22 protein-coding genes are annotated in these 25,004 nt (G+C 70.0%); 15 read left to right on the top strand and 7 right to left on the bottom strand.

All coding sequences use genetic code 11. The features are described from left to right. Positions 1-3 precede the first annotated feature (3 nt). The 3 genes from FB475_RS32270 to FB475_RS32260 are packed head-to-tail and all read right to left on the bottom strand — an operon-like array spanning position 4 to position 8,264. On the bottom strand, positions 4-594 hold the full coding sequence (locus FB475_RS32270; protein WP_141861363.1) for a hypothetical protein: 591 nt from the start codon (positions 592-594) through the stop codon (positions 4-6). 3 nt (positions 595-597) lie between these two features. Continuing rightward, on the bottom strand, positions 598-1,140 hold the full coding sequence (locus FB475_RS32265) for a hypothetical protein (protein ID WP_141861361.1): 543 nt from the start codon (positions 1,138-1,140) through the stop codon (positions 598-600). 32 nt (positions 1,141-1,172) lie between these two features. Further along, positions 1,173-8,264 (bottom strand): hypothetical protein, encoded by a 7,092-nt coding sequence (locus tag FB475_RS32260; protein WP_141861359.1) that lies wholly within the window; start codon positions 8,262-8,264, stop codon positions 1,173-1,175. 148 nt (positions 8,265-8,412) lie between these two features. On the opposite strand from FB475_RS32260, the gene FB475_RS32255 reads away from it, so the two are divergent. The 13 genes from FB475_RS32255 to FB475_RS32195 all read left to right on the top strand — a co-directional run bounded on the left by FB475_RS32255 (position 8,413) and on the right by FB475_RS32195 (position 20,334). Continuing rightward, positions 8,413-8,910 carry a hypothetical protein gene (locus FB475_RS32255; RefSeq protein WP_141861357.1) on the top strand — a complete coding sequence of 166 codons (498 nt, stop codon included), beginning with the start codon at positions 8,413-8,415 and terminating at the stop codon, positions 8,908-8,910. 63 nt (positions 8,911-8,973) lie between these two features. After that, positions 8,974-9,711, top strand: coding sequence for a hypothetical protein (locus tag FB475_RS32250; protein WP_141861355.1), 738 nt, complete (start codon positions 8,974-8,976; stop codon positions 9,709-9,711). After that, positions 9,711-10,511, top strand: coding sequence for a CpaE/TadZ family protein (locus FB475_RS32245; RefSeq protein WP_141861353.1), 801 nt, complete (start codon positions 9,711-9,713; stop codon positions 10,509-10,511). Before FB475_RS32250 ends, FB475_RS32245 begins: the two co-directional genes overlap by 1 nt. Then, entirely contained in the window at positions 10,508-11,818 is a 1,311-nt protein-coding gene (locus tag FB475_RS32240; RefSeq protein WP_141861351.1) for a TadA family conjugal transfer-associated ATPase, read from the top strand. The genes FB475_RS32245 and FB475_RS32240 overlap by 4 nt, the downstream gene beginning before the upstream one ends. Before the next feature lie 4 nt (positions 11,819-11,822). After that, on the top strand, positions 11,823-12,728 hold the full coding sequence (locus FB475_RS32235) for a type II secretion system F family protein (RefSeq protein ID WP_141861349.1): 906 nt from the start codon (positions 11,823-11,825) through the stop codon (positions 12,726-12,728). Further along, positions 12,725-13,642, top strand: a complete 918-nt coding sequence (locus FB475_RS32230) for a type II secretion system F family protein (protein ID WP_141861347.1) — start codon at positions 12,725-12,727, stop codon at positions 13,640-13,642. Before FB475_RS32235 ends, FB475_RS32230 begins: the two co-directional genes overlap by 4 nt. 101 nt (positions 13,643-13,743) lie before the next feature. Further along, positions 13,744-13,962, top strand: a complete 219-nt coding sequence (locus FB475_RS32225; protein WP_141861345.1) for a hypothetical protein — start codon at positions 13,744-13,746, stop codon at positions 13,960-13,962. A gap of 11 nt (positions 13,963-13,973) precedes the next feature. Next, entirely contained in the window at positions 13,974-14,405 is a 432-nt protein-coding gene (locus FB475_RS32220; protein ID WP_141861343.1) for a TadE family protein, read from the top strand. 2 nt (positions 14,406-14,407) lie between these two features. Then, entirely contained in the window at positions 14,408-14,854 is a 447-nt protein-coding gene (locus FB475_RS32215; RefSeq protein ID WP_141861341.1) for a TadE/TadG family type IV pilus assembly protein, read from the top strand. Next, on the top strand, positions 14,844-15,578 hold the full coding sequence (locus FB475_RS32210; protein WP_185759523.1) for a TadE/TadG family type IV pilus assembly protein: 735 nt from the start codon (positions 14,844-14,846) through the stop codon (positions 15,576-15,578). The genes FB475_RS32215 and FB475_RS32210 overlap by 11 nt, the downstream gene beginning before the upstream one ends. A gap of 19 nt (positions 15,579-15,597) precedes the next feature. Further along, complete coding sequence (locus FB475_RS32205; RefSeq protein ID WP_238332566.1) at positions 15,598-16,242, top strand: hypothetical protein; 645 nt, start codon at positions 15,598-15,600, stop codon at positions 16,240-16,242. A gap of 108 nt (positions 16,243-16,350) precedes the next feature. Continuing rightward, the gene (locus FB475_RS32200) at positions 16,351-17,283 is read left to right on the top strand and encodes a hypothetical protein (RefSeq protein WP_141861339.1); all 933 of its coding nucleotides are present in this window, start codon (positions 16,351-16,353) and stop codon (positions 17,281-17,283) included. Positions 17,284-17,310: 27 nt separating this feature from the next. Beyond that, positions 17,311-20,334 carry a hypothetical protein gene (locus tag FB475_RS32195; protein ID WP_141861337.1) on the top strand — a complete coding sequence of 1,008 codons (3,024 nt, stop codon included), beginning with the start codon at positions 17,311-17,313 and terminating at the stop codon, positions 20,332-20,334. 48 nt (positions 20,335-20,382) lie between these two features. On the opposite strand, the gene ypfJ is transcribed toward FB475_RS32195, so the two are convergent. Next, positions 20,383-21,285, bottom strand: a complete 903-nt coding sequence (gene ypfJ / locus FB475_RS32190; RefSeq protein ID WP_141861335.1) for a KPN_02809 family neutral zinc metallopeptidase — start codon at positions 21,283-21,285, stop codon at positions 20,383-20,385. Positions 21,286-21,349: 64 nt separating this feature from the next. Here ypfJ and FB475_RS32185 point away from each other — a divergent pair, with 64 nt between their 5' ends. After that, a complete protein-coding gene (locus FB475_RS32185; RefSeq protein ID WP_141861333.1) occupies positions 21,350-22,948 on the top strand; it encodes an ABC-F family ATP-binding cassette domain-containing protein in 1,599 nt (532 codons plus the stop codon). 24 nt (positions 22,949-22,972) lie between these two features. Continuing rightward, positions 22,973-23,737 carry an enoyl-CoA hydratase/isomerase family protein gene (locus FB475_RS32180; protein ID WP_141861331.1) on the top strand — a complete coding sequence of 255 codons (765 nt, stop codon included), beginning with the start codon at positions 22,973-22,975 and terminating at the stop codon, positions 23,735-23,737. Here the strand turns inward: FB475_RS32180 and FB475_RS32175 are convergent, their stop codons facing one another. From FB475_RS32175 to FB475_RS32165, 3 genes are read right to left on the bottom strand one after another with little or no spacing between them, the layout of a single operon-like run. Continuing rightward, entirely contained in the window at positions 23,738-24,178 is a 441-nt protein-coding gene (locus tag FB475_RS32175) for an SRPBCC family protein (RefSeq protein ID WP_141861329.1), read from the bottom strand. Next, positions 24,175-24,510 (bottom strand): ArsR/SmtB family transcription factor, encoded by a 336-nt coding sequence (locus tag FB475_RS32170; protein WP_238332565.1) that lies wholly within the window; start codon positions 24,508-24,510, stop codon positions 24,175-24,177. Before FB475_RS32170 ends, FB475_RS32175 begins: the two co-directional genes overlap by 4 nt. After that, positions 24,507-24,947, bottom strand: a complete 441-nt coding sequence (locus tag FB475_RS32165; RefSeq protein ID WP_141861327.1) for an SRPBCC domain-containing protein — start codon at positions 24,945-24,947, stop codon at positions 24,507-24,509. The genes FB475_RS32170 and FB475_RS32165 overlap by 4 nt, the downstream gene beginning before the upstream one ends. Between the last annotated feature and the right edge of the window lie 57 nt (positions 24,948-25,004).

The raw sequence follows: 25,004 nt of genomic DNA, 5'->3' as shown, positions 1-25,004 counted from the left end.
ACATCACGACGGGTTGTGGTACGCGCGAAAGTCCTCGAGCACACCGCGGTAGTACTCCAGGTGCTCCTCCAGCCGCGCCCGGGTCAGCGCGTGCGGGTCCTGCGCCTTGACCCCGGCACCGAACCGCGACCACAGCTCCGAGTCCGGTACGTCGTCCGCACCATCGGGCAGGAACGCCATCGCCTGCTGGATCGCGTCCGCCGCGAGCTCCCACCCGAGCTCGATGTAATACCGCCGCTCGCGCGCGGCCTGGTCCTGGCCGTCCGGCTGCGGCTCCCCGGCGTACATCATCTGGTCCTCGAGCGCGCGGCGCCCGTACAGGTCGGCGACCCGCAGCCACTCCGCCGCGTCGATCAGCCGGGACCGGCCGAGCCCGAAGTGCGCGCCGGTCTGCACGGTCGTCTTCTCCGACACGTACGGGATGGTGATCTCGCCGACCGGTGACCGGTACGTCCACGCGTCCGGGCCCTCGATCATGTTCGTGCCCACCTGCAGCGGCGGCGCCGGGGTCACCTGCTCACCCGCCGGCGCGTTCTCCGCGATCCGCAGCGACACGTAGATCTCGGCCTCCCAGAGGCTCCGCGCCATCAGCATCGGTTATCTCGCTCCCATTTCTCGGCCGTTGTCACGAGCCAGCTCGGCGTAGGTGTCCCGGGTCAGCAGCAACCGGTCCAGCCGGAAGCGGGACGGCTCGGCGGCCCGTACCGCCTGCCCGTCCGGTGTCCAGAACTCGTCCTCGGGTACGGCGTCGGCGCCGGCCGGGACGAACTTGATCACCTCGGCGACGGCGGCCTGCGCGATGGCGAGCACCCTACCGGCTTCGGCTCCTTCGGGTGGTACTGCCGCCACCGCGCGTTCGGCGATGTCCAGCCATTGACCGGCGTCGATGATCTCGGACGGCTCCGGTCCGCCGAACGTCGGCCAGCCGGCCACCGGCGTCTCCCGCTCCGGCAGCCCGAACAGGCACTCGCGTTCGGCCGAACAGCCTGGGCAGGTCGCCGCGTAGCGGGACGCGAGCTCACCGTCGACGTCGACCAGCGCCTGCTGCCACGGCGCCTCGTCCGACCCGCAGTCCGGGCAGGGATGCAGCTCCAGGTACAGCTGCGCCTCGTCCCGGGTCCGCGCCACCGCGAATGCCATGAAGCCCCTCTCTCGACGTGTCCATCATCGGCTCACGGCCCGGTCAGCGTCGGCCCGTGCCCGGTGGGTGCGATCATCCGGCCGGCGGCCGCACCGGGATGCGTCCGCGCGCCGTGGCTCGGCGGGTGCGCCGTGCTCTGCGCGGTCGTACCGAAGTCGAGCCCCTTGAGCACGTCCCGCGGTACGCCCTTGTCCATCAGCGCCTGGGCCACCCGGGAGTTGAAGCTGCCGGGCGGCGAGGTGTTGAACAGTTTCTGCAGGTCGACGTCGCGATCCTCGGCCATCAATACGATCCGCCGGTCCAGCTGCCAGAACGCGGTGCCGAAGCCGCCGTCGCTCTGGCCGCGCAGGACGCCGTCGGCCGAGGCCTGGTACTTCTGTTGCCGGCCCCCCGGCAGGTCGACCTGCAACACCATCGTCCGCTGGTTGGCTTTGGCCTGGGCGATGAGGTTCAGCAACGGCGTGTACGGACCGTCCTGCTCGGTCGCGAAGAGGTCGGCCGGTCCGAAGTCCTCGGGCACCGCCTGCAGCCGCCAGTCGGCCAGCGTGGCGTCGAGCTGCGTGGCGCGCTCCATGCCCTCGAGCATCTCCAGGAACTTGTGCCCGGGCATCCGGACGTACACCTGGCCCGCTGCGAAGTTCGGCAGCTCGGTGGACTTGCGGGTGACCGGCTCGTCGCGGCCGTTGTCCCTCGTGGTTCGCACCGTGGCATCGAACGCGAGCGGCAGCCGCACCGTGACGAGGCGGCCCTCGAGGAACCGGTGGGCCTCCAGCCGGCCGCCCCTGCCGTCCGTCGAGTTCTCCTTGACCTGCTCGCCGATCGAGCCGCCCAGCGAGGCCATGCCGGGGACCATGCCGCCGGTCGCGGTCGCCGGGGCCAGCCGGTTCCTGACCACCGACGCCCAGTACTTCCACTGGCGGCGCCAGACCGTGCCCGACTGGCCTTCCAGCTCCGGACCGTGCAGTTCGATGCCGAGAGCCCTGGCGCGCAGCGAGACGTTCACCATCGACTGGCCGTTGCCCGGTTTCGGCATCGGCTGCAGGTCGATCCCGCCGCGGAGCAGCCGGGCTGTCTTTGCCTTGAGCGCGGACGGCTTCAGGTTCGCCTTCAGCAGGTACTCGTTCGCCTCGACACCCTGCGGACCGAGGACGTCGCCCCGGTTCAGGAACCGCGTCAGCTTGGTCAGCAGTTGGTGGCCACGCGCCTCGCCACGCCCGTGCATGGCGAAGCGGAGCGGGACTGCACCCTCCGGTAGCTCGATCGGGCGGTGATCGTACGCCTGTTCCTGCTCGGTCTCCGGCGTCCGGACCGGTGGCGGCCCGTCCAGCAGGTCGCCGCGGGGGATCCACTGGATCATGTCCGCGGTGACCTGGCGCGGTGCGGACACCGTGCTGATGTCGGCCGGGTCGATCTGGCGGAGTTTCCGGCGAGCGCTGCCCTGGGCGGCCGCACCGGCGTTCCGGATCCGGACGACCTCGGTGGTGAAGACGATCTGCTGGTGTGTCTTGACCATGTCGAAATGGCCGATCCGGTCGAGCCTGGTGTTCTGCTCGCCGCTGCCTGCCGTGTGGGTCCTGGTCCGGTCTGTCGACAGCCCGCCGGTCCCGTCCGCGTCGAGCGGCGTGCTGGTCCTGCCGTCGATGCCGCCGGTGATCGACACCGTGTGCCCGGTCTGCCGGTCGATCTGCTCGTAGTCGTAGCCCTGGACGATGCCGCCGGCATCCTCCTTCGGGATGTCCGGACTGCCGTCGGATTTGCTCGGTCCCTTGTCGATGGTGCGCGGCCCGACGCACTGCGCCCAGACCTTGACCTGCAACACGTCCGGCCGGGCCTGGCCCTGGACCGGCACCTCGATCTCGACGTCGAACCCGCCGGGGCCGAGCATGTCCTCGAGATGACCCTGGTAGCCCCGCGGGTCCAGGTCCACGTCGAGGTCGTCCTGCAACTGCAGGCCGGCGGCCCGCAGGCCGGGAGCCAGCTCGTCGATCTGCGACTCGACCAGCTCGCGCAGGTCGAGCATCCGGTCGCCGACCGTGATCGACTCGATCTGGGAGGCCCCGAGGCTTTCTTCGTACGCCTCCGAGGCGTGCACCTCGCGCCGCTCGTCGGCGCGCTCCACCACCCGCCGGGTGGCGTCCTCGAACTGCTCCGCGTCACCGGCCGCCTGCGACGCCGGGATCCGGCTCTGGGCGACCAGCTTCGCGGTCAGCCGTGCGGTGGTGTGCTCGGCGGCGAGGCCGGTGGTCACACCGGCCTTCTCCTGCTGGTACCGCATCAGCATCGCGGCCGCGGTCCGGTGGCTGATCGGCAACCGGTCGTTCAGGTATCGCTCGGTGGCATCCGTCACCACCCAGAGCGGCAGGTCGAGTTTCTTCTCGGCGTACAGCTCCAGCGCCCGCCGCTCGGCCATCGCCTTCTGCGCAAGGGCGTCCGGCAGCGGGATCGACCCGACCACCTTGCCGTCGTGCACGATGTCCGCGGTCATCTCGAACCGCTCGATGAACTCGTGGTGCGTGCCGGGGTTGATCAGCAGCCGCTCGTCACCGGACGTCTCGCTGATCGTCGTGGACTGTGCCCGGCCACCGGTCCGGCCGGCCGAGATCCCGCCGCTGCGCCCGGTCCCGTCGGGGTTCACCCCGCCCGCACCGGCGCTGCCGCCGAAGCCGCCGGACGAGGACGTGCCGGTGGTGGAGCCGACGTCGGTCATCGTGAAGTTGATGTCGAGCGTGTTCTGCTGGCTCATCGCGACATGCGTCAGGCTGACCGCCTTGCCGCGGACGACGATCTGGTACTCCTGCGGCAGGATCGTGCGGTCCTGCAGCATGTGCGCCGGGGTGTCCGGTGCCTTGACCACCGTGAACGGCAGCCGGTACTCGCCGTTCAGCCATTCCCGGTTCGCGCACAGGCTGACCGGCGACAGTGCCGCGTGCAACGCCGGCAGCGCGGTCGAGTCGGCCCGGATCGCCGGGATCGCGGCGATGATCGCGTCCGCCGCGTTACCGGCGTCGACCGCGACCGGGATCGCTGCCTGCACGGCCGCGTCGTGCGGCGGCTTCGGGTTCTGCTCGTACACCGGGGTGGCGGCCCGGGTCATCGCGCTGTCGTACGCGATCTCCATCCGGCCGTCGACCAGGGCGAGCTCGACGTCGCCGCGGTCGGTGATCTCCGCGAACGTCATCACGAACTTCTGGTCGAGCAGGTCCAGCGGCTGGGTGGACTGGTTCAGCGTCACCCGCTGGGCGCGCCGTCCGGACGTCTGGCTGATGTTCCGGCCACGCGCGGTGCGGTTGCCGGTCACGCCCAGCCGGCCCATCACCCCGGCCACCCCGCTCGCCGGCGTGTGCGTGCCGCCGATGCCGGCCGACAGCGGCAGCGAGGTGGACCGCCCGGTGGTCCGGCCGGTCGCCCGGGAGCTGATGTTCAGCAGTACGTCGGTCTCGGTCTCGGTGACACCGGCGCCCTCGGCGGTGAACTGCCCGGTCGCCTCGTCGTGCTCCTGCGTCAGCGACAACCGGAAGTTCCGCCAGCGCGGCGTACCGAGCCGGCTGTCGTCCTCGAGCGTCACGATCAGGCCGCCCTGGCAGGCCTGGTTGATGCCGGCCTCGATCCGCGGCGCGTTGATCTGGGTGAAGATCCGGTCGTAGTTCTTGAGCTGCAGGTCGGTGCCCGTGCCCGGGAGCGGCTTGAAGTCGCGGTCGAGCGGCGGGACCAGGCCCATGATGCTCAACTGGGCCAGTGCCCGGCGCTGCATCGCCTCGGCACCCTGCAGCTTCCGCGGCAGCGCCTTGCCGATACCGCGCAGCTGGTTCGGCCCGTAGCCCATCCACGGTGGCATGTGCTGCGGCTGCGTCGCCGGCAGCGCGTCGCCGCGGAGCAGGATGTTGCCCTTGGCATCGGTCCGGATGTTGCCCTGGTCGTCGCGCAGTACCGCGTCCTTGTCCGCGCGGCCGCCGGCCCGGAGCAGGTCGTTCTCCGCGACCCGGAGCAGGCCGTTGCACTTGCCGGTCTGGACGATCGGCTGCGCGTTCGGGTCGCCGACCTTGCGCAGCGTGGCGCGAACGTTCATCCCGACCAGGACGCCCTGGGTCGGTCCGTGGTTGCGGTGCACGGCCGGCGTGATCGCGGTCATGCTGACGTTCTGGCCGCCGGAGCGGGACACGTTGCGTCCCCCGGACACGCTCGGCGAGAGGTCCACGCCGCTGCCGCCGATGTCGTTGAGCACGGTCGCGGCGCCCAGCGGGTTCAGCGCGGCCGGCTTGCCCGGGAAGGCCACGGACGCGCTCGCGGTCGCCGACGTGCCGAAGGTCTGGCTCGCGTTGACGCCGGCGAAGTCGACCAGCACCTCCTCCTGCGAGATGTCCATGGTGGATTCGCCGACCAGCTCGGCGCGGCTCCAGACCGGTTCGACCTCCCAGACGAGTTCGTACTCCGTCTCGCCGCCGGTCTGGATCCGCCGGGTGATGCCGCCGGGTTGGCTCATCTCGCGGAGCAGCCGGTGCGTGTCGTTGACCATCAGACCGGCGATCTGGTCGTACGCGACCCGGTCCAGGTCGCCGTACTCCTTCTGGGCCTTGCGGACCAGGCTGTCGGTGACGTCCTGCAGGCCGGTGATGCTGCTGACCGTGTGCCGCGGGCACTCGTCGGTGACCTGATGGCCGAAGCCGATCTCGTCGAGCGAGACCGTCTCCTTCGCCGCCCGCACCGCGTAGGCGCTGGAGACCCAGGTCTGCTGCTCGCCGGCGTCCAGGGTCGTGAGCGGGGACCACGGCTCGGTGGGGGAGTTGCGTACTTCGATCTCCCACTCGCCGGACCACTGGTACAGCAGCGATTCGCCGGTGTTCGCGTCGACCCAGCCGGACTGGTAGTGCGCGGTGGCTCCGCTGCTGTTGGCCAGCGTGCGCCCGCGGCTCACGTCGACCCGCGGCGAGACGAGCTGAGCGGCGGCGGACAGCGGCGTACCGGCCGAGGCCAGCGCCAGGAACGGCTGCAGGTTCAGGCCGGCGTTCACGCTGGTCGAGTGGGTGTCGGTGGTGCCGACGCTGATCCCGCCCTCGCCGAGCGTGCCGGACATCTGCTCGGCCAGCTCGTAGTCGCGGTCGGTCACCTCGGTGACGTCCCGCGGCTTCTGCCGCAGCCGCACCTGGGCGAGCTGCCCGACGCCGCCGTCCGGATCGTGGCCGACGGCAAACACCATGCCGTCCTCGGACAGCACCCGGCGGTACTCCGCGGCGGGGTTCGGCGCCGGACCGCGGGGAGACAGCGCGCCGAGGTCCCTCGCCGCGAGGATCTTGTTGATCTCGTCGAGGGGCAGCCGGAGCTCACCGCCGGGTACGCCGGACACCAGGAAGTCCTTGACCGGCAGCGCGCGGTCGACGCCGCGCTGGTAGGCCCGGACCTGCTGGTTCGCCGCACCGGCGAGCTCGGCGATCCGGGCCGCCGGGGCGCCGTCGTCGATCTCGCTCAGCAGTTGCCGGTACTGGTCCAGGGCCTGCTGGGCGGTGCCTGCTGCCTGGGCGTAGCCCTCGGCGATCTCGGTGTGCCGAGCGGCCTTGGCCTGCGAGCTGGTGGCCGCGAGCCGCAGCTTGCGGGCGCGTTCGGGCGCGCCGAGGTCGCGTTGCAGGTCCTCCTCGGCTGCGTCGGCCTCGGACTTCTTGGCCTCGCGCGTCGCACCCCGCGAGCTCTTCCGCTTGGTCTCGGCCTTCTCGCCGAGGTCCGTGACCGCGGCCTGGAGGGTCTCGATCTGCGTGACCACCTGGGCCCGCAGATGGTCCTGGGTGTTCGGGACCGCGGTCGCGGCCTGGGCCTGCTCGGCCGCCCGGCCGAACTCGGCTGCCTGCTCGTCGACCAGCGGGCCACCTTCCCAGGGGAGAGCAGGCTCCGCGCCTCCGTGGCGGCGGATCGTCCGGGCGAGTCCTTCGAGATCGCGCTCGAGTTCCGGGAGGCTGCGGTCGCCGCTGAGTTGCCCGTACCTGAGGAACTCCGCACGGGCGGCGCGCCAGTCGCCGGCCATGACCCGGAACATGGCCTCGTCGGCCTGCAGCCGTCGGTCGCGGCGCTCGTGGCCGAAGATCGACCGAAGCCTGCCGAGGACGCCGCGGGGCCGTTCGACGTCGCCCGCGGCGACCGCCTGAGACAGCTGGGAGAGCTGCTGGGCCCAGACCGCGCGGAGCTGCGTGTCGGTGAGGCCGTCCGCGAGGTGCAGTACGTGCGGGTTGCCCGGCGTACCGTTGCTCATCGTCGTGCTCGCCACAGCGCCCCGCGGCACGTTCCCGATCTGGACCTGGACGTACTGTGGGTCCTCCGTACCTCTCAGCTGTAGGACGGTCAACCCGCCCTGCACGTGAGGGCGTTCGGTCACCGACGCCGCCAGGTGCAGCTGATCGATGGACTGCAGCACACCGAGTGCCTGCGTAGCGGTCAGCTCTGGACCCTGGCGGCTGCCGGCCGTCAACCCGGCGTCACGAGCCGCCCGGGTCCGCAACCGCCGCCCGTCCACCCGCTGGTGCCGCCCACCGACCGTCCTACCGCCGCGCCGCCCACCTGATCCCGTCCCTGCTGTCGGGCCTGCTGTCGGGCCGGCTGTCGCGCCGGTGGTCGGTGTCCGGGAGTCGAGGTACTCGGCTTCGCGGGAGATCGCGGCCGAGGCGGTGGTGATCGTCGACGGCTTGGGAGCGGCCATCGGGGCCGACATCCGGGCGAGGCGCTCGGCGGCTTCCGGATCGTTGCGTGCCGCGCTGGTCAGCGCGACCCTCAGCATGGCCTCGGCCTCGGCCCGGTCCGAGTCGGTCAGACCCGGACCGCTCAGGTATCGGTCGAGGGCTTCGGTCGCGCCCCGGCCGATGTGCTGCCCGCGCACACGGGCCACGCGGACCCCGAGCATGGCGACCGCCTCCGCCATCAGGCGGTCATCGGCCACCTCCTGTTCGGCACGGAGTACGAGCTGTTCCTCCAGCGACCGGACGTCGGGTGCCGCGAGCGTGTCCTGGCGGGAGGTCAGCCGGACACTTCCGTCACGCAGCGGGACCGCCGACGGATACAAGATGCCGAGAGCACGTGCGACCGCAAAGCGGGCCCGGTCCGTGGCGTGCAGGGCGGACACCGTGGGTGTGGTCAGCCGAATCACCGCCTCCCCCTAGGGAGCCCCGGTGCTCACCAGTTGTCAGCGGGACTCTCAGGTTCCGGAATGTAGCAAAGAATCGGTTACTTGCCAGCAACATGGAGCACACGAGCTGTTAACAATTTACGCCCTGTGTCCACCTAAGATCCGGGTCATGCCTGAACGGTCCGACCGGCGTGAACAGCTCGGTGACTCAGAGTGGACGGTGAGCCAGGCCCGCGAACTGGTCCACGAGCTGCGGCGCGTGGTGCTCGGCGGCCCGGAGTACGACGGCATCGAGCTGTTCCTGTCCCTGTGCGAGTACCTGGACGACCTGCATGGCACGGACGCGGCCCGCGGCCGGTACGGGTTCGGCAGCTTCTCCGAGGGCGCCGAGCTCGACGAGCTAGCGGCTGCCGTACAGGCCGTACGCGGACCGGAGACCGGCTGGGACGAGGACTCGAACCGGCTGGTGCAGCCGGTGAACGCGGCCGTGACGCTCGCCGAGGGACGCGAGCTGATCGGCCTGCTGGAAAGCCGCGAGGAGTGGGAGCGGCAGCTCGGGCTGAGCCTGCGCGCGCTGTACGCCTATCTAGACCAGTTGTACGGCGGTCCGGGCCTGTTCAACCAGCTGCTGACCAGGCGGGAGCGCGAGCGGGTCGCGGCGGGATAACAGGGGTGGAAAAGGACCGGCCTGCCGCCCTGATTGGTACCTCGGTGCCATTACGGTAGGCGCGTGAGTCTCTCGTCCTCCACGCGTACCTCGTCCCCAGGGTCCCGGGCTGCGGGCCGGCCGTCGGGTGGTGGCCCGAACCGGCTCCCCAGCGGCCGGGAACGCCGTCCCGCACTGGCCGCCCTGGCGGTGATCCTGATCCTGCTCGGCGCCGCCGGATCGGCGCTGATCGCGCTGAACAGCGGCAACCGCTCCGACTTCGTGGCGATCTCCGCCACCGCGCTCCCGCCAGGGCACAAGATCGAGGCCAAGGACTTCTCCCGTGGCGACCTCGCCGGCGCCACCGGTGGCCTGATCCCGTGGTCGCAGGCGAACAAGTACCTCGGCCGCTACACCACCAGCTGGCTGTACAAGGACCAGTTCGTCACGCCGGACAACTTCACCAAGGAAGGCGAGCAGCCGATCCCGGCCGACGGCGCCCTGGTCGGTATCAGCCTGGACGCCGGGCACGCCCCGTCGGACGGCCTGCAGGTCGGCGACATGGTCTCGATCGTCCGGGTCCCCGCGGCCAACGAGGGTGGCGCCCCGGTCCCGCTGGTCAGCGCCGCCGAGGTGACCTCGACCGCCGGTGCGATCACCGACAGCAAGACGAACGCGAACAGCTCGCTGAACATCACGGTGCTGGTGCCGTCCGCGAAGTTCAACACAGTCGCCGCTGCCGCGGCAGCCAAGACGCTCGTGGTCGGGAAGCTGGCGCCGGGCACCAAGCCCGAGGTCTCCCGCAACGATGGGTCCAACTGATGGCATTGGTGGCACTGGCGAGCGCGAAGGGTTCTCCCGGAGTGACGACGGCCAGCCTGGTCTTCGGTGCGCTCTGGCCGCGGCAGGTGCTGCTGGCCGAGTGCGACCCGGCCGGCAGCGACGTCGCGATCCGGATGACCGGACCGGCAGGCGCGACGCTGAACTCCGACCGCGGCCTGGTCAGCCTCGCCGCGGCGAGCCGTAAAGGGTTGGGTGACGAGGTCATCCTCGCGCACAGCCAGCAGCTGGACGGCGGTCTCGACGTACTGCTCGGCGTGCGTTCGCCCGAGCAGGTGGGCGGTATGGGCGGGCTGTGGCATCCGCTCGGCATCTCGTTCAACCAGATGCAGCACGGCGACGTACTCGCGGACTGCGGCCGGATCGGTGCGTCCTCACCGCAGCTCCCGGTGATCCAGTCCGCCCGTCTCGTCGTACTGGTGTGTACGGCGACCGGCTCGTCCGTGGCGCATCTGCGCGAGCGCCTGTCGTCGCTGGTGCACCACGTCGACGCGCAGCTCGGTGTGGTCGTGGTGGCAGATCCGAAGCAGCGCGACGGCGTGAAGCAGGTATGGAGCGTGCTCGACGCGATGTCGCTGCCGGTACGGCACCGCTGGCACCTGGCGTACGACCCGGCCGGTGCGGCGTTCTTCGACGGGCGCGGCCACGGCCGCCTCGACAAGACCCAGCTGATCCGGTCCGCTACCGTGATCACCGCGGAGATGGCGGCGCTCGTCTCCGCTCCGCCGCCGCACGACTTCGATATGGCGAACGCGGCGTTTCCGCCTGGGGAGTACCGATGAGCGCGGACCAGGAACTGGTCCGCCGGCTGCGGGTGCAGGTCGCCGAGCGGCTGAACGAGCAACGCCGGCGTGACCAGGTGAACGGCGTACCTCCGATGAGCGCGGAGGACGAACGGGAGTACGCCCGGTCGCTGATCGTGCAGGTGCTCGAGGACCACGCGCGCTACGAGCTGGCCGAAGGACGGACGCCGCCGACGCCGGACGACGACGCGCAGATCGCCGGCGCGATCCACTCCGCGCTGTTCGGCGTCGGCCGGCTGCAGCCACTGATCGACGACCCGGACGTCGAGAACATCGACATCAACGGCTGCGACCAGGTCTTCGTGCAGTACGGCGACGGCCGCGAGGAGACGCCCGGCCCGGTGGCCGAGAGCGACGACGAACTGATCGAGCTGATCCAGGTGCTGGCCTCGCACGCCGGCCTCACCAGCCGTCCGTTCGACTCCGCGAACCCGCAGCTGGACCTGCGGCTGCCGGACGGTTCCCGGTTGTCCGCGGTGATGGGTGTCACCGCCCGTCCGGTGGTCTCGATCCGGCGCGCCCGGCTGGGCAAGGTGTTCCTCCGCGACCTGGTTGCCAACGGCACCATGTCCGACGACGTCGGCTCGTTCCTGCGGGCGGCGGTCGCGGCCCGGAAGAACATCATGATCGCCGGCGCCACGAACTCCGGGAAGACGACACTGCTGCGCGCGCTGGCCAACGAGATCCAGCCGCACGAGCGGCTCATCACCGTCGAGCGGTCGCTCGAGCTCGGCCTCGGCGAGTTCAAGGACCTGCACCCGAACGTGGTGGCGTTCGAGGAGCGGCTGCCGAACTCCGAGGGCGTCGGCGAGGTCACGATGGCCGACCTGGTCCGGCGATCGCTGCGGATGAACCCGTCCCGGGTCATCGTCGGTGAGGTGCTCGGCGACGAGATCGTCACGATGCTGAACGCGATGAGCCAGGGCAACGACGGCTCGCTGTCGACGATCCACTCGAACAGCTCGATGGAAGTGTTCAACCGGATCAGCACGTACGCCATCCAGGCCACCGAACGGCTGCCGATGGAAGCCACCCAGATGCTGATCGCCGGCGCGCTCGACTTCGTCGTGTTCGTCCGGCGGCACAACGACTACCAGCGCGGCGGCGGCGTCAGCCGGTACATCGAGAGCATCCGCGAGGTGACCGGCTGGGACGGCCGGGTACTGTCCGGCGAGGTGTTCGCGCCGGGTCCGGACGGCCGCGCCGCGGCCCACGCGCCGATCGCCTGTATGGACGAACTCGAGCACTACGGCTACCAGCCCCTCGTCCACGGAACCTGGGCGTGATCTCGTGAGTTTGCAAACGCTGGGGGCGCTGATCTGTGGTGCGGTGGTCGGTGGCGCGGTACTGCTGCTGATCGTCGCGATCCGCGGTACCGAGCCGAAGGACGCGACGCCGTCGCTGTTCCGGGACCGGAGCGCCGAGAACCGGAAGAACCTGATCCGCCTCGGTGCCGGGCTCGCGGTCGGCCTGCTCGTGCTCGTGGTCACCCGCTGGCTCGTCCTCGCGGTCGCGCTCGGCCTGTTGGCCGTGATGGCGGACCGGTTCTTCGGCGGTACCGGTGAGGAACGCCGCGCGATCGAGCGCCTGGACGCACTCGCCACCTGGACCGAAGCGCTGCGCGACACGATCGCCGGCGCGGTCGGCCTGGAACAGGCCATCCCGGCCACCGCGGTGAACGCGGCACCGGCGATCAAGCCCAGCCTGAACCTGCTCGTCGACCGGCTGCGGATCCGCGAACCGTTGCCCTCGGCCCTGATGCGGTTCGCCGACGACCTGGACGACCCGTCCGCCGACCTGATCGTCGCCGCCCTGGTGCTGAACGCCCGGCTGCGCGGCCCCGGGCTGCGCGAGGTGCTCAGCGCCCTGGCCGACTCGGCCCGCGAGGAGCTCGACGTACGCCGCAAGGTCGCCGCCGAACGCCGCTCCACCCGGCGCAGCGTGCAGGTGGTCGTCGCGATCACGCTGATCATGGCGGCGGGCCTGGTGCTGTTCAACCCGACGTACATGGCGCCGTACCGCGGCTTCATCGGGCAGATCGTGCTGGCGATCGTGATCGGGCTGTACGCGATCGGCCTGCTCTGGCTGCGGCGGCTGGCGAAGATCGAGGTACCGGAGCGGTTCCTGATCGGCACGGCGAGGGACCACGGCCAGCACCGGCCGGGTGACGAGCGGATGGAGGTGGTGAGCGGATGACGTGGGCCTTCATCACCGGCGGTATCGCCGGGCTCGGCGTGTACGTGCTGGTCCGGATGTTCATCAAGCCGCGGGCCAACGTGCTGTCCACGATCGCGCGGATCGACGCCGGTCGCGGTGGCTACACCAGCGCGACCACGAGCGCGGCGGGGGAGCGGGTGCTCGGCGGCGTGGACCGGGCCCGCGAGTCGCTCGGCCGCCGGCTGGAGCTGGAGGCGAACGCGCGCGGCTGGGCGTTCGGCAAGCTCCGCCGGGACCTCGCGGTGATGAACCAGCCGTTCGCCGCGATGCTCGCCACCAAGGTGCTGTTCGCGCTCGGCGCGCTGGTATTCATCCCGATCGTGCTGCTGCTGTTCTCGGCGATCGGCCTGACGGCGCCCGGCTTCTCGCCCGCGATCGTGACGCTGGCGTTCATGGCGCTGGCGTTCTTCCTGCCCGATCTGGCGCTGCGCCAGCAGGCGGACAAACGGCGGCGGGACTTCCGGCACGTGGTCGGCAGCTTCCTGGACCTGGTCGCGATGAACCTGGCCGGCGGCCGGGGGCTGCCCGAGGCGCTGATGACCGCGTCCACGATCGGCGAGCACTGGGCGATGGCCCGGATCCGGCAGGCGCTCGCGAACGCCCGGCTGATCGGCATCACGCCGTGGGACGCGATGGCCCGGCTCGGCGAGGACCTCGGCGTCGAGGAACTCCGCGACCTGGCGTCCGCGCTCGCGCTGGCCGGCGACGAGGGCGCGAAGATCCGCTCGTCGCTGCTGGCCCGGGCCGCGTCGCTGCGCCGCAAGGAGCTCGCCGACGTGGAAGGCAAGGCGGGGGAGCGGTCGCAGTCCATGCTGGTCGCCCAGCTCGTCATGATCGCGGCGTTCTTCCTGTTCCTGGCCTTCCCGGCCGGGGTGGCCATCCTCGGAAGTTAGGCCGAACAGTGATCAGGGCACGGGATCCGTCGGGCCGGATGGTCCGTCCAACGCGTCATACTGAGGCCTGCCTCGACCTCACGACCTGAAAGGCAATCACGATGACTCCGGAGTTGACCTTCTGGCGGGCCATGGCCCGCTATGCCATGGCACGTGCGCAGGCCCAGCGCGCCCGCGCGAAGCAGGGCCCCACCGAGCTCGGTGCCTCCGCGCTGGAGTGGGCGATCATCTCGGGCATCCTGGTCGTCGCCGCGCTGGCGATCGGCGCCGTGGTGAAGGCCGTGATCAGCAAGCACACCGCGGACATCAACCAGGGCTGACGGACACACCGATGCGGCTGGGGAGGCAGCGGGTACGGCGGAGACGCTCGGAGCGGGGGGTCAGCACGCTGGAGCTGGCGATCCTGGCGCCGATGATCCTCGTGCTGATCTTCGTCTCCATCCAGACCGCTCTCTGGCTGTACGGGCGGTCGGTCGCACTGAACGCGGCGCAGGAGGGTGTCTCGCGGTTGCGGCTCGTCCAGCCGCCGGTCTACACGCCGGCCGTGGCGGAGAAGGTGCGCGCGGACATCGAGTCCTACGCCCAGCAGTTGGGCGGTACGACGTTGCAGCACGCCAGTGTCGAGTTCCCGAAGTACAACGATCCGCAAGGCATGGTGTCGTTCACCGTCAAGGGCGACACCGTCTCGCTGGTACCAGGTCTGAACCTGACCGTGACCCAGACCGCGACCGGACCGATCGAGCAGTTCCAGGCGGACAAGTGAGGATGCTTTCAATACTGCTGAGGCTGCCGGGCCGGCGCGAACGCGGGACGATGGCGCTGGAGATGGTGATCCTGGCGCCGGTGCTGCTGGCGTTGTTCATGTTCCTGCTCGCCTGCGGCCGGTACTTCCAGACCTCGTCGCAGCTCGAGAGCGCGGCCCGCGACGGCGCCCGCGGCGCGAGTCAGTCACGCTCGGCGCAGGAAGCACAGGGACGCGTGGACCAGGCCGTGACCGCCGCGCTGAGTCAGTCGGTGAAGTCCTGCAAGGAAAGCGCGTCCGGCTCACTGACCACCGGCTTCGTTGCCGGGCAGCCGTTGTCGGTCGAGGTCACCTGCACGATCAACTACCGCGACCTGGGCCTGCTGGGACTCGGTGGCGACACCACGATCACCAAGCGGTTCACGTCGTCGCTCGACCCGTACCGGGGGGTGCGCGGTGATGGCTCGTAGGTCCCGGCTGGTCGAGTTCTTCCGGATCGATGCTCCGCGCAACCATCGGCTGTTCTCCCGGGGCGCGCTGAGCCCCGCGGTCGCGATCCTCGCGGTGATGATCTTCACGCTGGCCGGTCTCGTCATCGACGGCGGCCGGCAGCTGGGCGCCCGGTCGCGCGCGGTCGGGTACGCGCAGGAAGCCGCCCGCGTCGGCGCCGCGGCGATCCAGCTGAACTCGGCCGCCGCGAAGATCGACACGACCAAGGCCGCGACCGCGATCGCCGGCTTCTGCGCCCAGGTCCAGTCCAACGACCCGACCGTCACCGCCTGCGGCCCGACCACCCTGACCGAGAAGGAAGTCGACATCCAGGTCGCCATCCAGAACCGCACCACCTTCCTCGGCCTGATCGGCAAACAGTCCCTGAAGGCCGTCGGCACCGGCCAAGCCCACGCCGAACAAGGCGTAGAAAAAGCCGACGACAGCCCCAGCGTCCCCCCGATCGTCGTGAACAGGACGACCGACGGCCCGGGCAACATCCCGATCACGACGGCCCAGCCGCCGACGATCGACCTGCCGTGCCCGACCTGGACGGTCGGCTCGCCGACCCCGCCCTGGACCCTGTCGCCGTTCCCGTTCCCCGCGACCTGCTCGCCGAACGTCACCCCGACACCTACCGACAGCCCCACCTCGCCCGACACCCCGCCGACCGGCCCGACGAGTTCGTCGCCGCCGGCGCGCTAGAGACCGGAGGAATTTGTTCGTGCGTAGGTTTGCCATCCCTGCCGCTGTGGTCGGCGTTCTGCTGATGAGTGCCTGCGGCAAGGATTCGAAGGACGGCGGCCTCCCGGTTCCCGCGGGCGGCGACTCCGGTACGACGGCCTCGTCGAGTACGCCGTCCACGCAACCGACCGAGACCACCAGCGCACCGACGGCGCCCGCCACCACCGCGAAGCCGACCGCGCCCGCCGTACAACAGGTGATCGTCAAGGCCGGGAACTTCGCGTCGAACCCCGCCGTCCAAGGCCTCGTGACCAGCTACCCGCTCTACTTCAAGGCGCTCGTCGACCGCGACGACACCATCCTGAAGCAGCGGTTCCCGTCGTTCTTCTACGCCGACGTCGCGCAGGGCATCGCCGACGCGAAGCGGAACGGCTGGGTGATGAAGCCACCGGGCAGCGTGGTCGTCGTCGGCGCGCACAGCACGAACGACGGCACCGTCGCCGTACAGACCTGCCGTTCGCAGACCACGCAGTACTGGGACCCGAAGGCGCGGAACTGGACCGTGGTGACGCCGAAGGGTTCACCGGAGGTCATCGAAATGGTACAGACCGGTATGGGCTGGCTGCCGTACCGCCTGGCGACCAGCAAGGGCGTGAACTGTGCGGGCGTGCACTATCCGGCCTAGCTGGGAACAGGCGAAATCAGGTTGCGAAGAGGTGACGGGGTACTGGGCAACGGGCATGATGCCCCTGGTCGAAGATAATCTGCGGGAAGACGAGTCTGGGGAGTGAGGATGCACAACCGAGTAGCCCGCACACTGCTCGCCCTGAGCGCCGTACTCGCGTTACTCCTGTTCACACCCGCCACCACAGCCGCCGCAGAGACCATCGTCACCGGCAACTCGGTCTGCACCATGTACATGAACTCGGTCGGCTTCGGCTCGTACTGCAGCTCCGGCAAGGCGTACGTCGGTGACGGATCACCGCCCCCGACCTGGAGGACGCGTCTCGCGGGTAGGCCGTTCGTGCCGTGCCGTGACTTCGAGATCCCGCCGGGCATCCACCTGCCCAAGGCGCCGGACGGCAAGAAGTGGGTACTCCGGGTCACGATCACCGACTACAACCTGGACACCTACAACGGCGGCGACAAGGCCCATCTCGAGCGCGCTTACATGCCGGTCGACGCCGCTGAGGAAGCGCAGTGTCCGTTCCCGGACTACATGAAGGCTTTCTGGTATCGGTTCCAGACGGACTACCGAGACCCGGAACTGCAGATCATGCCCACCTACACCCCGCGGGTCAACGTCCCTGCGTACTTCACGTTGACGCCGTACAGCTCGGAGATCTACGAGACCGACGGCACAACCAGCAGCTACTTCAGTCCGGGGCACAACCTGACGATGCGCGGGATGGTTGTGCAGTTGACCATCGACCCCGGAGACGGGACCGCGCCGTTCAAATGCAAGACCGGTGTGACGCCGCTGGACGACCCGACCGGATACGACCAGACGAAGGATCCGTACAACCAGATCAACCCGTGCAAGCACGTGTACCAGAAGTCGAGTGCGAGTCAGCCCGAAGGCATGTACACGGTCAAGCTGACCATCACCTGGGAAGTGTCGTATTGGGTCGGCAAGGACCAAGGCGGCTGGCATTCGATCGGTAAGGCGGACGTACACGCCGTACAGCGGCTGCCTGTGCAGGAAGTTGAGGCGATCGGTGGCTGACGTGGTGGCTGATGGTGTGGAGGAGCGATGGTGAGGACCAATGATCCGGTGCGGGCGGCGCGGTTGCCGCAGGGGCGGGCGGGGAGTCCGGGCGCTGACCGGCTGAAGGGTTTTGTCGCGTTGCTCGCGATCCTCGCGATCGTCGGCGGGGTGCCGTACGTGCTGCTGCGGTTCTTCGGTACGCCGTGGCCGGACAAGATGCCCAGCAAGAGCATGCTGTTCAGCGAGCTGAGCATCGAGACCGTGCTGGGCATCATCGCGTTCTTCATCTGGGTCGCCTGGCTGCACTTTGTGATCTGCCTGATCGCGGAGGCGGTCGCCGAGATCCGCGGTCACGGCCTGTCCCCACGGGTACCGCTCGGCGGCGGCTCGCAGGCGTTGGCCCGCCGCCTGGTCGGCACCGTCGTACTGATCGCGGCCGGTGCGGGTGTCAGCCTGCCGGTGGCGAGCGCGGTGACGACGAGCGGCCCGGCCGCTCCCACCGCGGTGACCGCGCGGCACGGCGGCGGCGAGTCCGCCGCGTCGCAGTTCCGCCAGACCGAGGCGTCCAGCACGATCCTCAGCGGCAACAACCAGCAGACGAAGAAGACCACCACCGGCGTCCGGACGAACCACGACCACACCGGCCAGGTGATCAAGTACACCGAGGTCCGCCCGCCGCACGGCCGGAACTACGACTGCCTGTGGGACATCGCGGAGCGGCACCTCGGCGACGGCCGCCGGTACAAGGAGATCTACGACCTCAACAAGAACAAGCTGCAGCCCGACGGCCGCCGGCTGACCAACCCGGATCTGATCATGCCGGGCTGGCAGGTGCGGCTCCCGGCCGACGCCAAGGGTCCGGGCGTGCACACGGTCCGGGTGAGCGTCGGCGACCACACGACCAGGCCAACTACCACCGAGACGCGCACAACGACCCGGACAACGAGGCCGACCGAGACGAAGACGGTCACGAAGCCGCACGTCACGGTCGACCACAAGACCGGTGCGAAGACGACCACCGGGCCGGGCCGGTTCTCCGAGCAGGGCACGGAGCAGGGTTCCTCGCTCGGCATCGTCAGCTCGACGACCGACCCGGGTGCGAAGAACGCCAAGCCGACCGGGCCGAACGTGATCGCCGAGCCGCACGTCCCGGGTGCCGGGACGGACGAGCAGGGCGAACCGGCCGGTGGCGGTACGCAGGTCCCCGTGGCCGTTCCGGTCGAGGCGCACAGCGGAATCAACCTGCAGGAGGCCGGCATCTTCGGCTTCGGCGCGACGCTGCTCGCGGCCGGCCTGGCGCTGGCGCTGAAGCGGCGCCGCGGCTGGGCGCAGGGCCCGGGCCCGAAGGCGGCCGGCCAGCGGCAGACCGAGATCGACCTGCGGCTGGCGGCGGACGTGCCGACGGCGCAGTTCGTGGACAATGCGCTGCGCAAGCTCGGCGCGGACATGACCCAGCTGAGCCGGCCGATGCCGAAGGTCGTCGCCGCGCTGGTGACCGACCGCGCGCTGACGCTGGTCCTGGACCCGTACGAGGCGCAGCCTGCCCCGCCCGGTCCGTGGCAGGCGCTGGCCGACGGCACCCGCTGGACGCTGCGCCGTGCCTACGCGCCGAACGCCGACGTCAACGCGCCCGCGCCGTACCCGACGCTCGTCACCGTCGGCCAGAACGCGGACGGTGCGACCGTACTGATCGACCTCGACACCGCGAACGGGATCGTCGCGTTCGGCGGCGTCACCGATGCCTCCCGCGACGTGGTGGGTTCGCTGGCCGTCGAGCTGGCGACCAACCTGTGGTCGGAGGGCGCGCACATCAGCATGGTCGGGTTCGGTGACGACCTGTCGTCGCTGGCTCCGGCCCGGCTGAGCTACTGGATCCGGCTCGACGACGCCATGGCCGAGGTCGTCCGCCGTACCGAGGCGCAGGTCGAGGCCTGCCGGCGGCGCGACACCGGCTCGGTCGCGGAGGCCCGGATGACGCATCCGGACGCGGCCTTGTGGGGCGCGGAGATCATCTTCCTGTCCGCACCGCCGTCGCCGGAGGAGCAGGAGCAGCTGAACCGGCTGGCCGCGGATGCCAAACGGAGCATCTCCGTGGTCGTGGTCGGCGACGTACTGAACTCGCCGTGGCGGTTCGTCGTGGACGAGAAGAACCAGGCGGTCTGCCGGCTGCTCGGTCTCGAGGTCGACGCGCACAGCGTGAACCCCGCGCAGTTCGCGGACCTGGTCCAGTTGTTCGACGCGGCCGAGGCGGACGCCCGGGACAAGCGCCGTTCGGAGCAGGACATGCCGGCGTACGAGTACTCGGCCATGGACCTGAGCCAGGCGGCGCCGGTCGAGGTCGACCTGCTCGGCCCGGTCGAGGTGGACGCTCGCGGCACGATCGAAGAAGGCCGGATCGCGCTGTCGACGGAGATCGTCGCGTTCCTGGCCAGCCAGGACTACGGCGTACACCCGAACGTGCTCGCCGGTGCGATCTGGCCGCGCGGTATCAGCCAGGAACTGCGCGACGCGGCGCTCGAGCACACCCGCCGCTGGGTCGGGGTGGACGCGATGTACGCCGACGAGTCCGGGCGCTGGATGCTGAACCGCAGCGTGGTCCGGGTCGACTGGGACGTGTTCCGTACGCTCGCCAAGCAGGCGTCGATGATGGACGACCCGCGCGGCCCGCTGTCGACGGCGCTCAGCCTGGTGCACGGTCCCGCCTGGTCGAACCTGCCCGGCGGCCGCTACTCGTGGCTCGCCGCGTCCGGGATCGAACGCCGGATGGCGGAGGCCGTCGTCGACGCCGCCCTGCGGCTCGCCGAGGCGTCCCTCAGCCACAACGACGGCAACCTGGCACGGACGGCGCTGCAGACCGGCCTGAGCTTCGCACCGGCCTCGGAGGAACTGTGGCGCGCCACCCTCCGCCTCGCCGCCCACTTCGGTACGACGGCCGACGTCACCAACGTCGCCGGCCAGATGTACGCCGCCCTCACCAAACACGGCGGCCCCCGCGGCCCCGAAGCCGAAACCGACGCCCTCGTCGACGAACTCCTCCCCGGCTACCACCGCCCCGCCCAGGTCGCCTGACCACCAAACAGAACCGCCCTGCGAGTGCAGGGCGGTTCTTCGCTGTGCTCAGAGGGTGCGCGCGGACCAGGTGTCGCAGGCGGTCATGTCGCCGGAGTCCATGCCGGCCTGGAACCACTTCATGCGTTGGGCGGCGGTGCCGTGGCTGAAGGACTCGGGGGTTACCTGGCCCTGGGTCTTCTGCTGGATGCGGTCGTCGCCGACGGAGGCGGCCGCGTCGAGGCCGCGGGCGATGTCGTCCTGGGTGAGGTCGGTGATGAGCGGCTGGCCGCTCTTGTTCGGGACCGTGGTCGCGTGGTTGGTCCAGACACCGGCGAGGCAGTCGGCCTGCAGTTCGGAGCGGACCGAGTCCGACGTCGGGCCGTTGCGGGTCTTGATCCGGTCGAGGATGCCGTACAGGTTCTGGATGTGGTGGCCGTACTCGTGCGCGACGACGTACGCCTCGGCGAACTCGCCGCCGCGGGCGCCGAGATCGGTCTGCAGGGTCTGGAAGAACCCGATGTCCAGGTACACCCGCTTGTCGGGTGGGCAGTAGAACGGGCCGACCGCGCTGGTCGCCGGGCCGCAGCCGGTGTTCACCGAGCCGTCGAAGACCCGCATCGCGGCCGGCGTGTACTTCTTGCCGCGCCGGGGGAGCTCGGTGGCCCAGAAGCTCTGGATCGAGTTCTGGTAGAAGACGAACCGGCAGTCCGAGTTCGACTGCAGGTCGGAGCCCTTCTTGCAGTTGCTCAGGCTGCCGCTCGACGTGTTCTGCGTCGCCGGTTGGTCGCTGCCACCTCCGCCTGGCAGGCCACCGGACAGCAGCAGGATCACGACCAGCAGGATGATGCCGCCGATGCCGCCACCGACCGGGATCATCCCGGTCGGCAGCCCGCTGCGGCCACCGCCACCACTACCGCGGGTGTCCTCGACGCCGCTGGTGTCGAGATCCGCGTCCGGATTGAATTTCACGACACATACACTAGAGCAGCAAACTCTGCCGTTGCTCTAGCGAAAAGGACCCCTGCGAACCCCGATGATCACTGTTTCCAATCTCGAGGTTCGCGTCGGTGCCCGTCAGTTGCTCGCGCCCGCGTCGTTCCGGGTCGGTCCCGGCGACAAGGTCGGGCTGGTCGGGCGGAACGGAGCCGGCAAGACCACGCTGACCAAGATCCTCGCCGGTGAGGGCCTGCCGGCCAGCGGGTCGGTGACGTCCTCGGGCGAGATCGGCTACCTGCCGCAGGACCCGCGCACCGGCGACCTCGACGTACTCGCCCGGGACCGGATCCTGTCCGCCCGCGGTCTGGACGACGTCGTACGCCGGCTGCGCTCGGCCGAGAAGTCGATGGGCAGCGCCGACGAGAAGACCCGCGCCAAGGGCATGCGGCGGTACGAGCGCGCCGAGGCCGACCTGCACGCCGCGGGTGGGTACGCCGCCGAGTCCGAAGCGGCCCGGATCGCCGCGAACCTCGGCCTCCCGGACCGTGTCCTCGGGCAGCCGCTGTCGACGCTGTCGGGCGGTCAGCGCCGCCGCGTCGAGCTGGCCCGGATCCTGTTCGCGCAGGCCGAGACGCTGCTGCTGGACGAGCCGACCAACCACCTGGACGCGGACTCGATCATCTGGCTGCGGGACTTCCTGAAGTCGTACGCCGGTGGCGTGATCATGATCAGCCACGACGTCAACCTGCTCGAGCAGACCGTCACCCGGGTCTTCCACCTGGACGCGAACCGGGCCGAGATCGACATCTACAACGTCGGCTGGAAGGCGTACCTGAGCCAGCGCGAGACCGACGAGCGGCGCCGCAAGCGCGAGCGGGCGAACGCGGAGAAGAAGGCCTCCCAGCTCGTCGACCAGGCGAACAAGATGCGCGCGAAGGCGACCAAGGCGACCGCCGCCCAGCAGATGCTCCGGCGCGCCGAGCAGCTGATGTCGTCGCTCGAGGACGTGCGTGCCCAGGATCGGGTCGCGAAGATCGCGTTCCCGACGCCGGCCCCGTGCGGCAAGACGCCGCTGATGGCGCGGGAGCTCTCGAAGTCGTACGGCTCGCTGGAGATCTTCACCGACGTCGACCTGGCGATCGACAAGGGCTCGCGCGTCGTCGTACTCGGGCTGAACGGCGCCGGTAAGACCACGCTGCTGCGGATCCTCGGCGGGATCGAGAAGCCCGACACCGGCGAGATCATCGACGGCCACGGCCTCAAGCTCGGGTACTACGCCCAGGAGCACGAGACGCTCGACGTCAACCGGACCGTCTTGGAGAACATGAAGTCCGCCGCCCCGGACCTGAACGAGACCCAGGCGCGCAGCGTACTCGGCTCGTTCCTGTTCACCGGCGACGACGCCGACAAGCCGGCCCGGGTGCTCTCCGGTGGCGAGAAGACCCGGCTCGCGCTCGCCACACTGGTCGTCTCGGCGGCGAACGTACTGCTGCTCGACGAGCCGACCAACAACCTTGACCCGGCCTCCCGCGCCGAGGTGCTGAACGCGATCCGCTCGTACACCGGCGCGATCGTCCTGGTCACCCACGACGAGGGTGCGGTCGAGGCACTCGAACCGGAGCGAGTCGTCCTGCTGCCGGACGGCGTCGAAGACCTCTGGACCAGCGACTACGCCGACCTGGTCTCGCTCGCCTGATTACTTCCCAGTAATGTTCACCTCATGACAGGTCTGCGACTGACGGTGGACGGGCCGGTGGCCCGGGTGGTGCTGGATCGTCCTGAGGTGCGGAACGCCCAGACGCCGGCGATGTGGGCCGAGTTGGCCGACTTCGGTACAGCGCTGCCGTCGGAGGTCCGCGTGGTTGTCGTGTCGGGGGAGGGGCCCTCGTTCTCGGCCGGGCTCGACCGCCGCCTGATCATGGGCGACAACGACCTGGGCGAGGAGCCGCTGCTCAGCCTCGGCGCGAAGCCGGCCGACGAGCTCGACGCGCTGATCGCGCACTTCCAGGCAGGATTCTCCTGGTTGCGGAATCCGGAGATCGTCAGCATCGCGGCCGTCCAGGGGCACGCGGTCGGCGCCGGCTTCCAGCTCGCGCTGGCCTGCGACCTGCGCGTCGTCACACCGGACGCCAAGTTCAGCATGCGCGAGCCCGCGCTCGGCCTGGTCCCGGACCTGGGTGGTACGAAGCCGTTGGTCGAGCTCATCGGATACGCGCGGGCGCTGGAGATCTGCGCCACCACGCGCTGGGTCGAGGCGGACGAGGCGAAGGAGCTCGGCCTGGCGAACATCGTCGTACCGGCCGATGAGCTGGCCGCGACGGTGAAGGACCTCACCGACGCCGTGCTGGCCCCGCTGCCCGGAGCGATCCGCGAGACCAAGGCATTGCTCCTCGGTGCCGCGGACCGCTCGTACGACGATCAACTCCGAGCCGAACGAGCGGCGCAGGCCCGCCGCCTCAAGGAACTGATCGCCGCCCTGGGCTAGCTAGTGCCAGTTGCTCACGAGTACGTCGTTCGGCGCGGGCTCGCCCTTGCCGGTTTCGACGTACTGCTTGAGGCTCATCAGGAACGTCGCCCACTTGGTGCTGCAGTGGTACATGAACTCGACCTGCTCGCGCCAGCCCGCCTGCTTGAACAGGACGATCGTGAACTGGTCGGCGCGGGACAGCGTGAAGCTGACCTCGGTACCGATCCATTCGTCGGGTCCGCCAACGACCTCCCAGCGGATCAGCTCCGGAGACTTCTCCAGGACCTTCATATCGAACCCGTCGCCGCCCGCACTGGCGAACCGGAACTGGATCACGCCGTCCACGTCGCCGGTGGTGTCCTCGGTCCACCAGCCGGCCAGGCCGTCGATCGTGGTGAGGGCGTCGTACACGTCCTTGGTCGGTGCGATGATGCCGACCCGGTGCAGAATATCGCTCATGGTTCTTGCCTCTCGGTCTTCTCGATCGCCTCGGCGATCCGCTTGATGCGCTGCAGCCGCCGGTCCCAGGTCTGGGTGACGTCGAACAGCTGGTCGATGGCGTGGGCGAGGCGCACCTCGTCCACGGTGTAGCGGCGTTCCCGGCCGGACGGCGCGGAGTGCGCGAGCCCGGCGCGTTCGAGAACGCCGAGGTGCTTGGCGACCGCCTGCCGGGTGACCGGCAGCCGCTCGCTGAGACTGGTCGCCGTACCGCCGCCGTCCGCGAGCAGCAGGTCGAGCATCCGCCGCCTGGTCGGGTCCCCGATCGCCGACCAGAGCTCGTCGTCGATCACGGCCTGGCGACCAGCCGGTCGACGTACGGCGGGATCCGGCCGATGAAGTAGTCCCAGCCGCTGGTGTGGTCGGCGAGCGCCTCGTCGGACTTCGCGGCCTCGTCCCACCCGGTCTCGGCCATCCGGAGCAGCGTGCCGCCGTCGGCCGGGATCAGGTCGAAGGTCACCAGCAGCGAGTTCTCCGGGGTCGCGGTGTCGCCCTCGTAGTCCCAGCGGAACGAGAACCGGCGCGGCGGCTCGGCCTCGACCACGGTCACCGGTACGACCAGGGTGCCCTCGGCCTGCTTGAACCCGACCGTCCCGGTGCTGCCGGGGATCGGCTTCAGGTCGACCTCGTCCGGCCACCACTCACGCAGGTGCTCGGGCGAGCTGACCACCTCGTAGACGACCTCCGGTGCCGCCTCGACCCGAATCTCCCGCTCGATGCTCCTGCTCATGGCCTCTCATCCTTTCGCAACCTTTGGTTGCTCATGACTGTAGACCAGGTCCGGGCT

It is taken from the genome of Kribbella jejuensis (assembly GCF_006715085.1).
GTDB lineage: Bacteria > Actinomycetota > Actinomycetes > Propionibacteriales > Kribbellaceae > Kribbella > Kribbella jejuensis.
This window is presented reverse-complemented; position numbering and strand designations above follow the sequence as displayed.

Bases quoted from the DNA above. Each gene is read 5' to 3' on its own strand.
- FB475_RS32220 (WP_141861343.1), top strand. From the start codon at position 13,974: ATGCGGCTGGGGAGGCAGCGGGTACGGCGGAGACGCTCGGAGCGGGGG.
- FB475_RS32255 (WP_141861357.1), top strand. From the start codon at position 8,413: ATGCCTGAACGGTCCGACCGGCGTGAACAGCTCGGTGACTCAGAGTGG.
- FB475_RS32245 (WP_141861353.1), top strand. From the start codon at position 9,711: ATGGCATTGGTGGCACTGGCGAGCGCGAAGGGTTCTCCCGGAGTGACG.
- FB475_RS32195 (WP_141861337.1), top strand. From the start codon at position 17,311: ATGGTGAGGACCAATGATCCGGTGCGGGCGGCGCGGTTGCCGCAGGGG.
- FB475_RS32265 (WP_141861361.1), bottom strand. From the start codon at position 1,140: ATGGCATTCGCGGTGGCGCGGACCCGGGACGAGGCGCAGCTGTACCTG.
- FB475_RS32165 (WP_141861327.1), bottom strand. From the start codon at position 24,947: ATGAGCAGGAGCATCGAGCGGGAGATTCGGGTCGAGGCGGCACCGGAG.
- FB475_RS32230 (WP_141861347.1), top strand. From the start codon at position 12,725: ATGACGTGGGCCTTCATCACCGGCGGTATCGCCGGGCTCGGCGTGTAC.
- FB475_RS32240 (WP_141861351.1), top strand. From the start codon at position 10,508: ATGAGCGCGGACCAGGAACTGGTCCGCCGGCTGCGGGTGCAGGTCGCC.
- FB475_RS32185 (WP_141861333.1), top strand. From the start codon at position 21,350: ATGATCACTGTTTCCAATCTCGAGGTTCGCGTCGGTGCCCGTCAGTTG.
- FB475_RS32225 (WP_141861345.1), top strand. From the start codon at position 13,744: ATGACTCCGGAGTTGACCTTCTGGCGGGCCATGGCCCGCTATGCCATG.
- FB475_RS32210 (WP_185759523.1), top strand. From the start codon at position 14,844: ATGGCTCGTAGGTCCCGGCTGGTCGAGTTCTTCCGGATCGATGCTCCG.
- FB475_RS32200 (WP_141861339.1), top strand. From the start codon at position 16,351: ATGCACAACCGAGTAGCCCGCACACTGCTCGCCCTGAGCGCCGTACTC.
- FB475_RS32180 (WP_141861331.1), top strand. From the start codon at position 22,973: ATGACAGGTCTGCGACTGACGGTGGACGGGCCGGTGGCCCGGGTGGTG.
- FB475_RS32215 (WP_141861341.1), top strand. From the start codon at position 14,408: ATGCTTTCAATACTGCTGAGGCTGCCGGGCCGGCGCGAACGCGGGACG.
- FB475_RS32270 (WP_141861363.1), bottom strand. From the start codon at position 594: ATGCTGATGGCGCGGAGCCTCTGGGAGGCCGAGATCTACGTGTCGCTG.
- FB475_RS32175 (WP_141861329.1), bottom strand. From the start codon at position 24,178: ATGAGCGATATTCTGCACCGGGTCGGCATCATCGCACCGACCAAGGAC.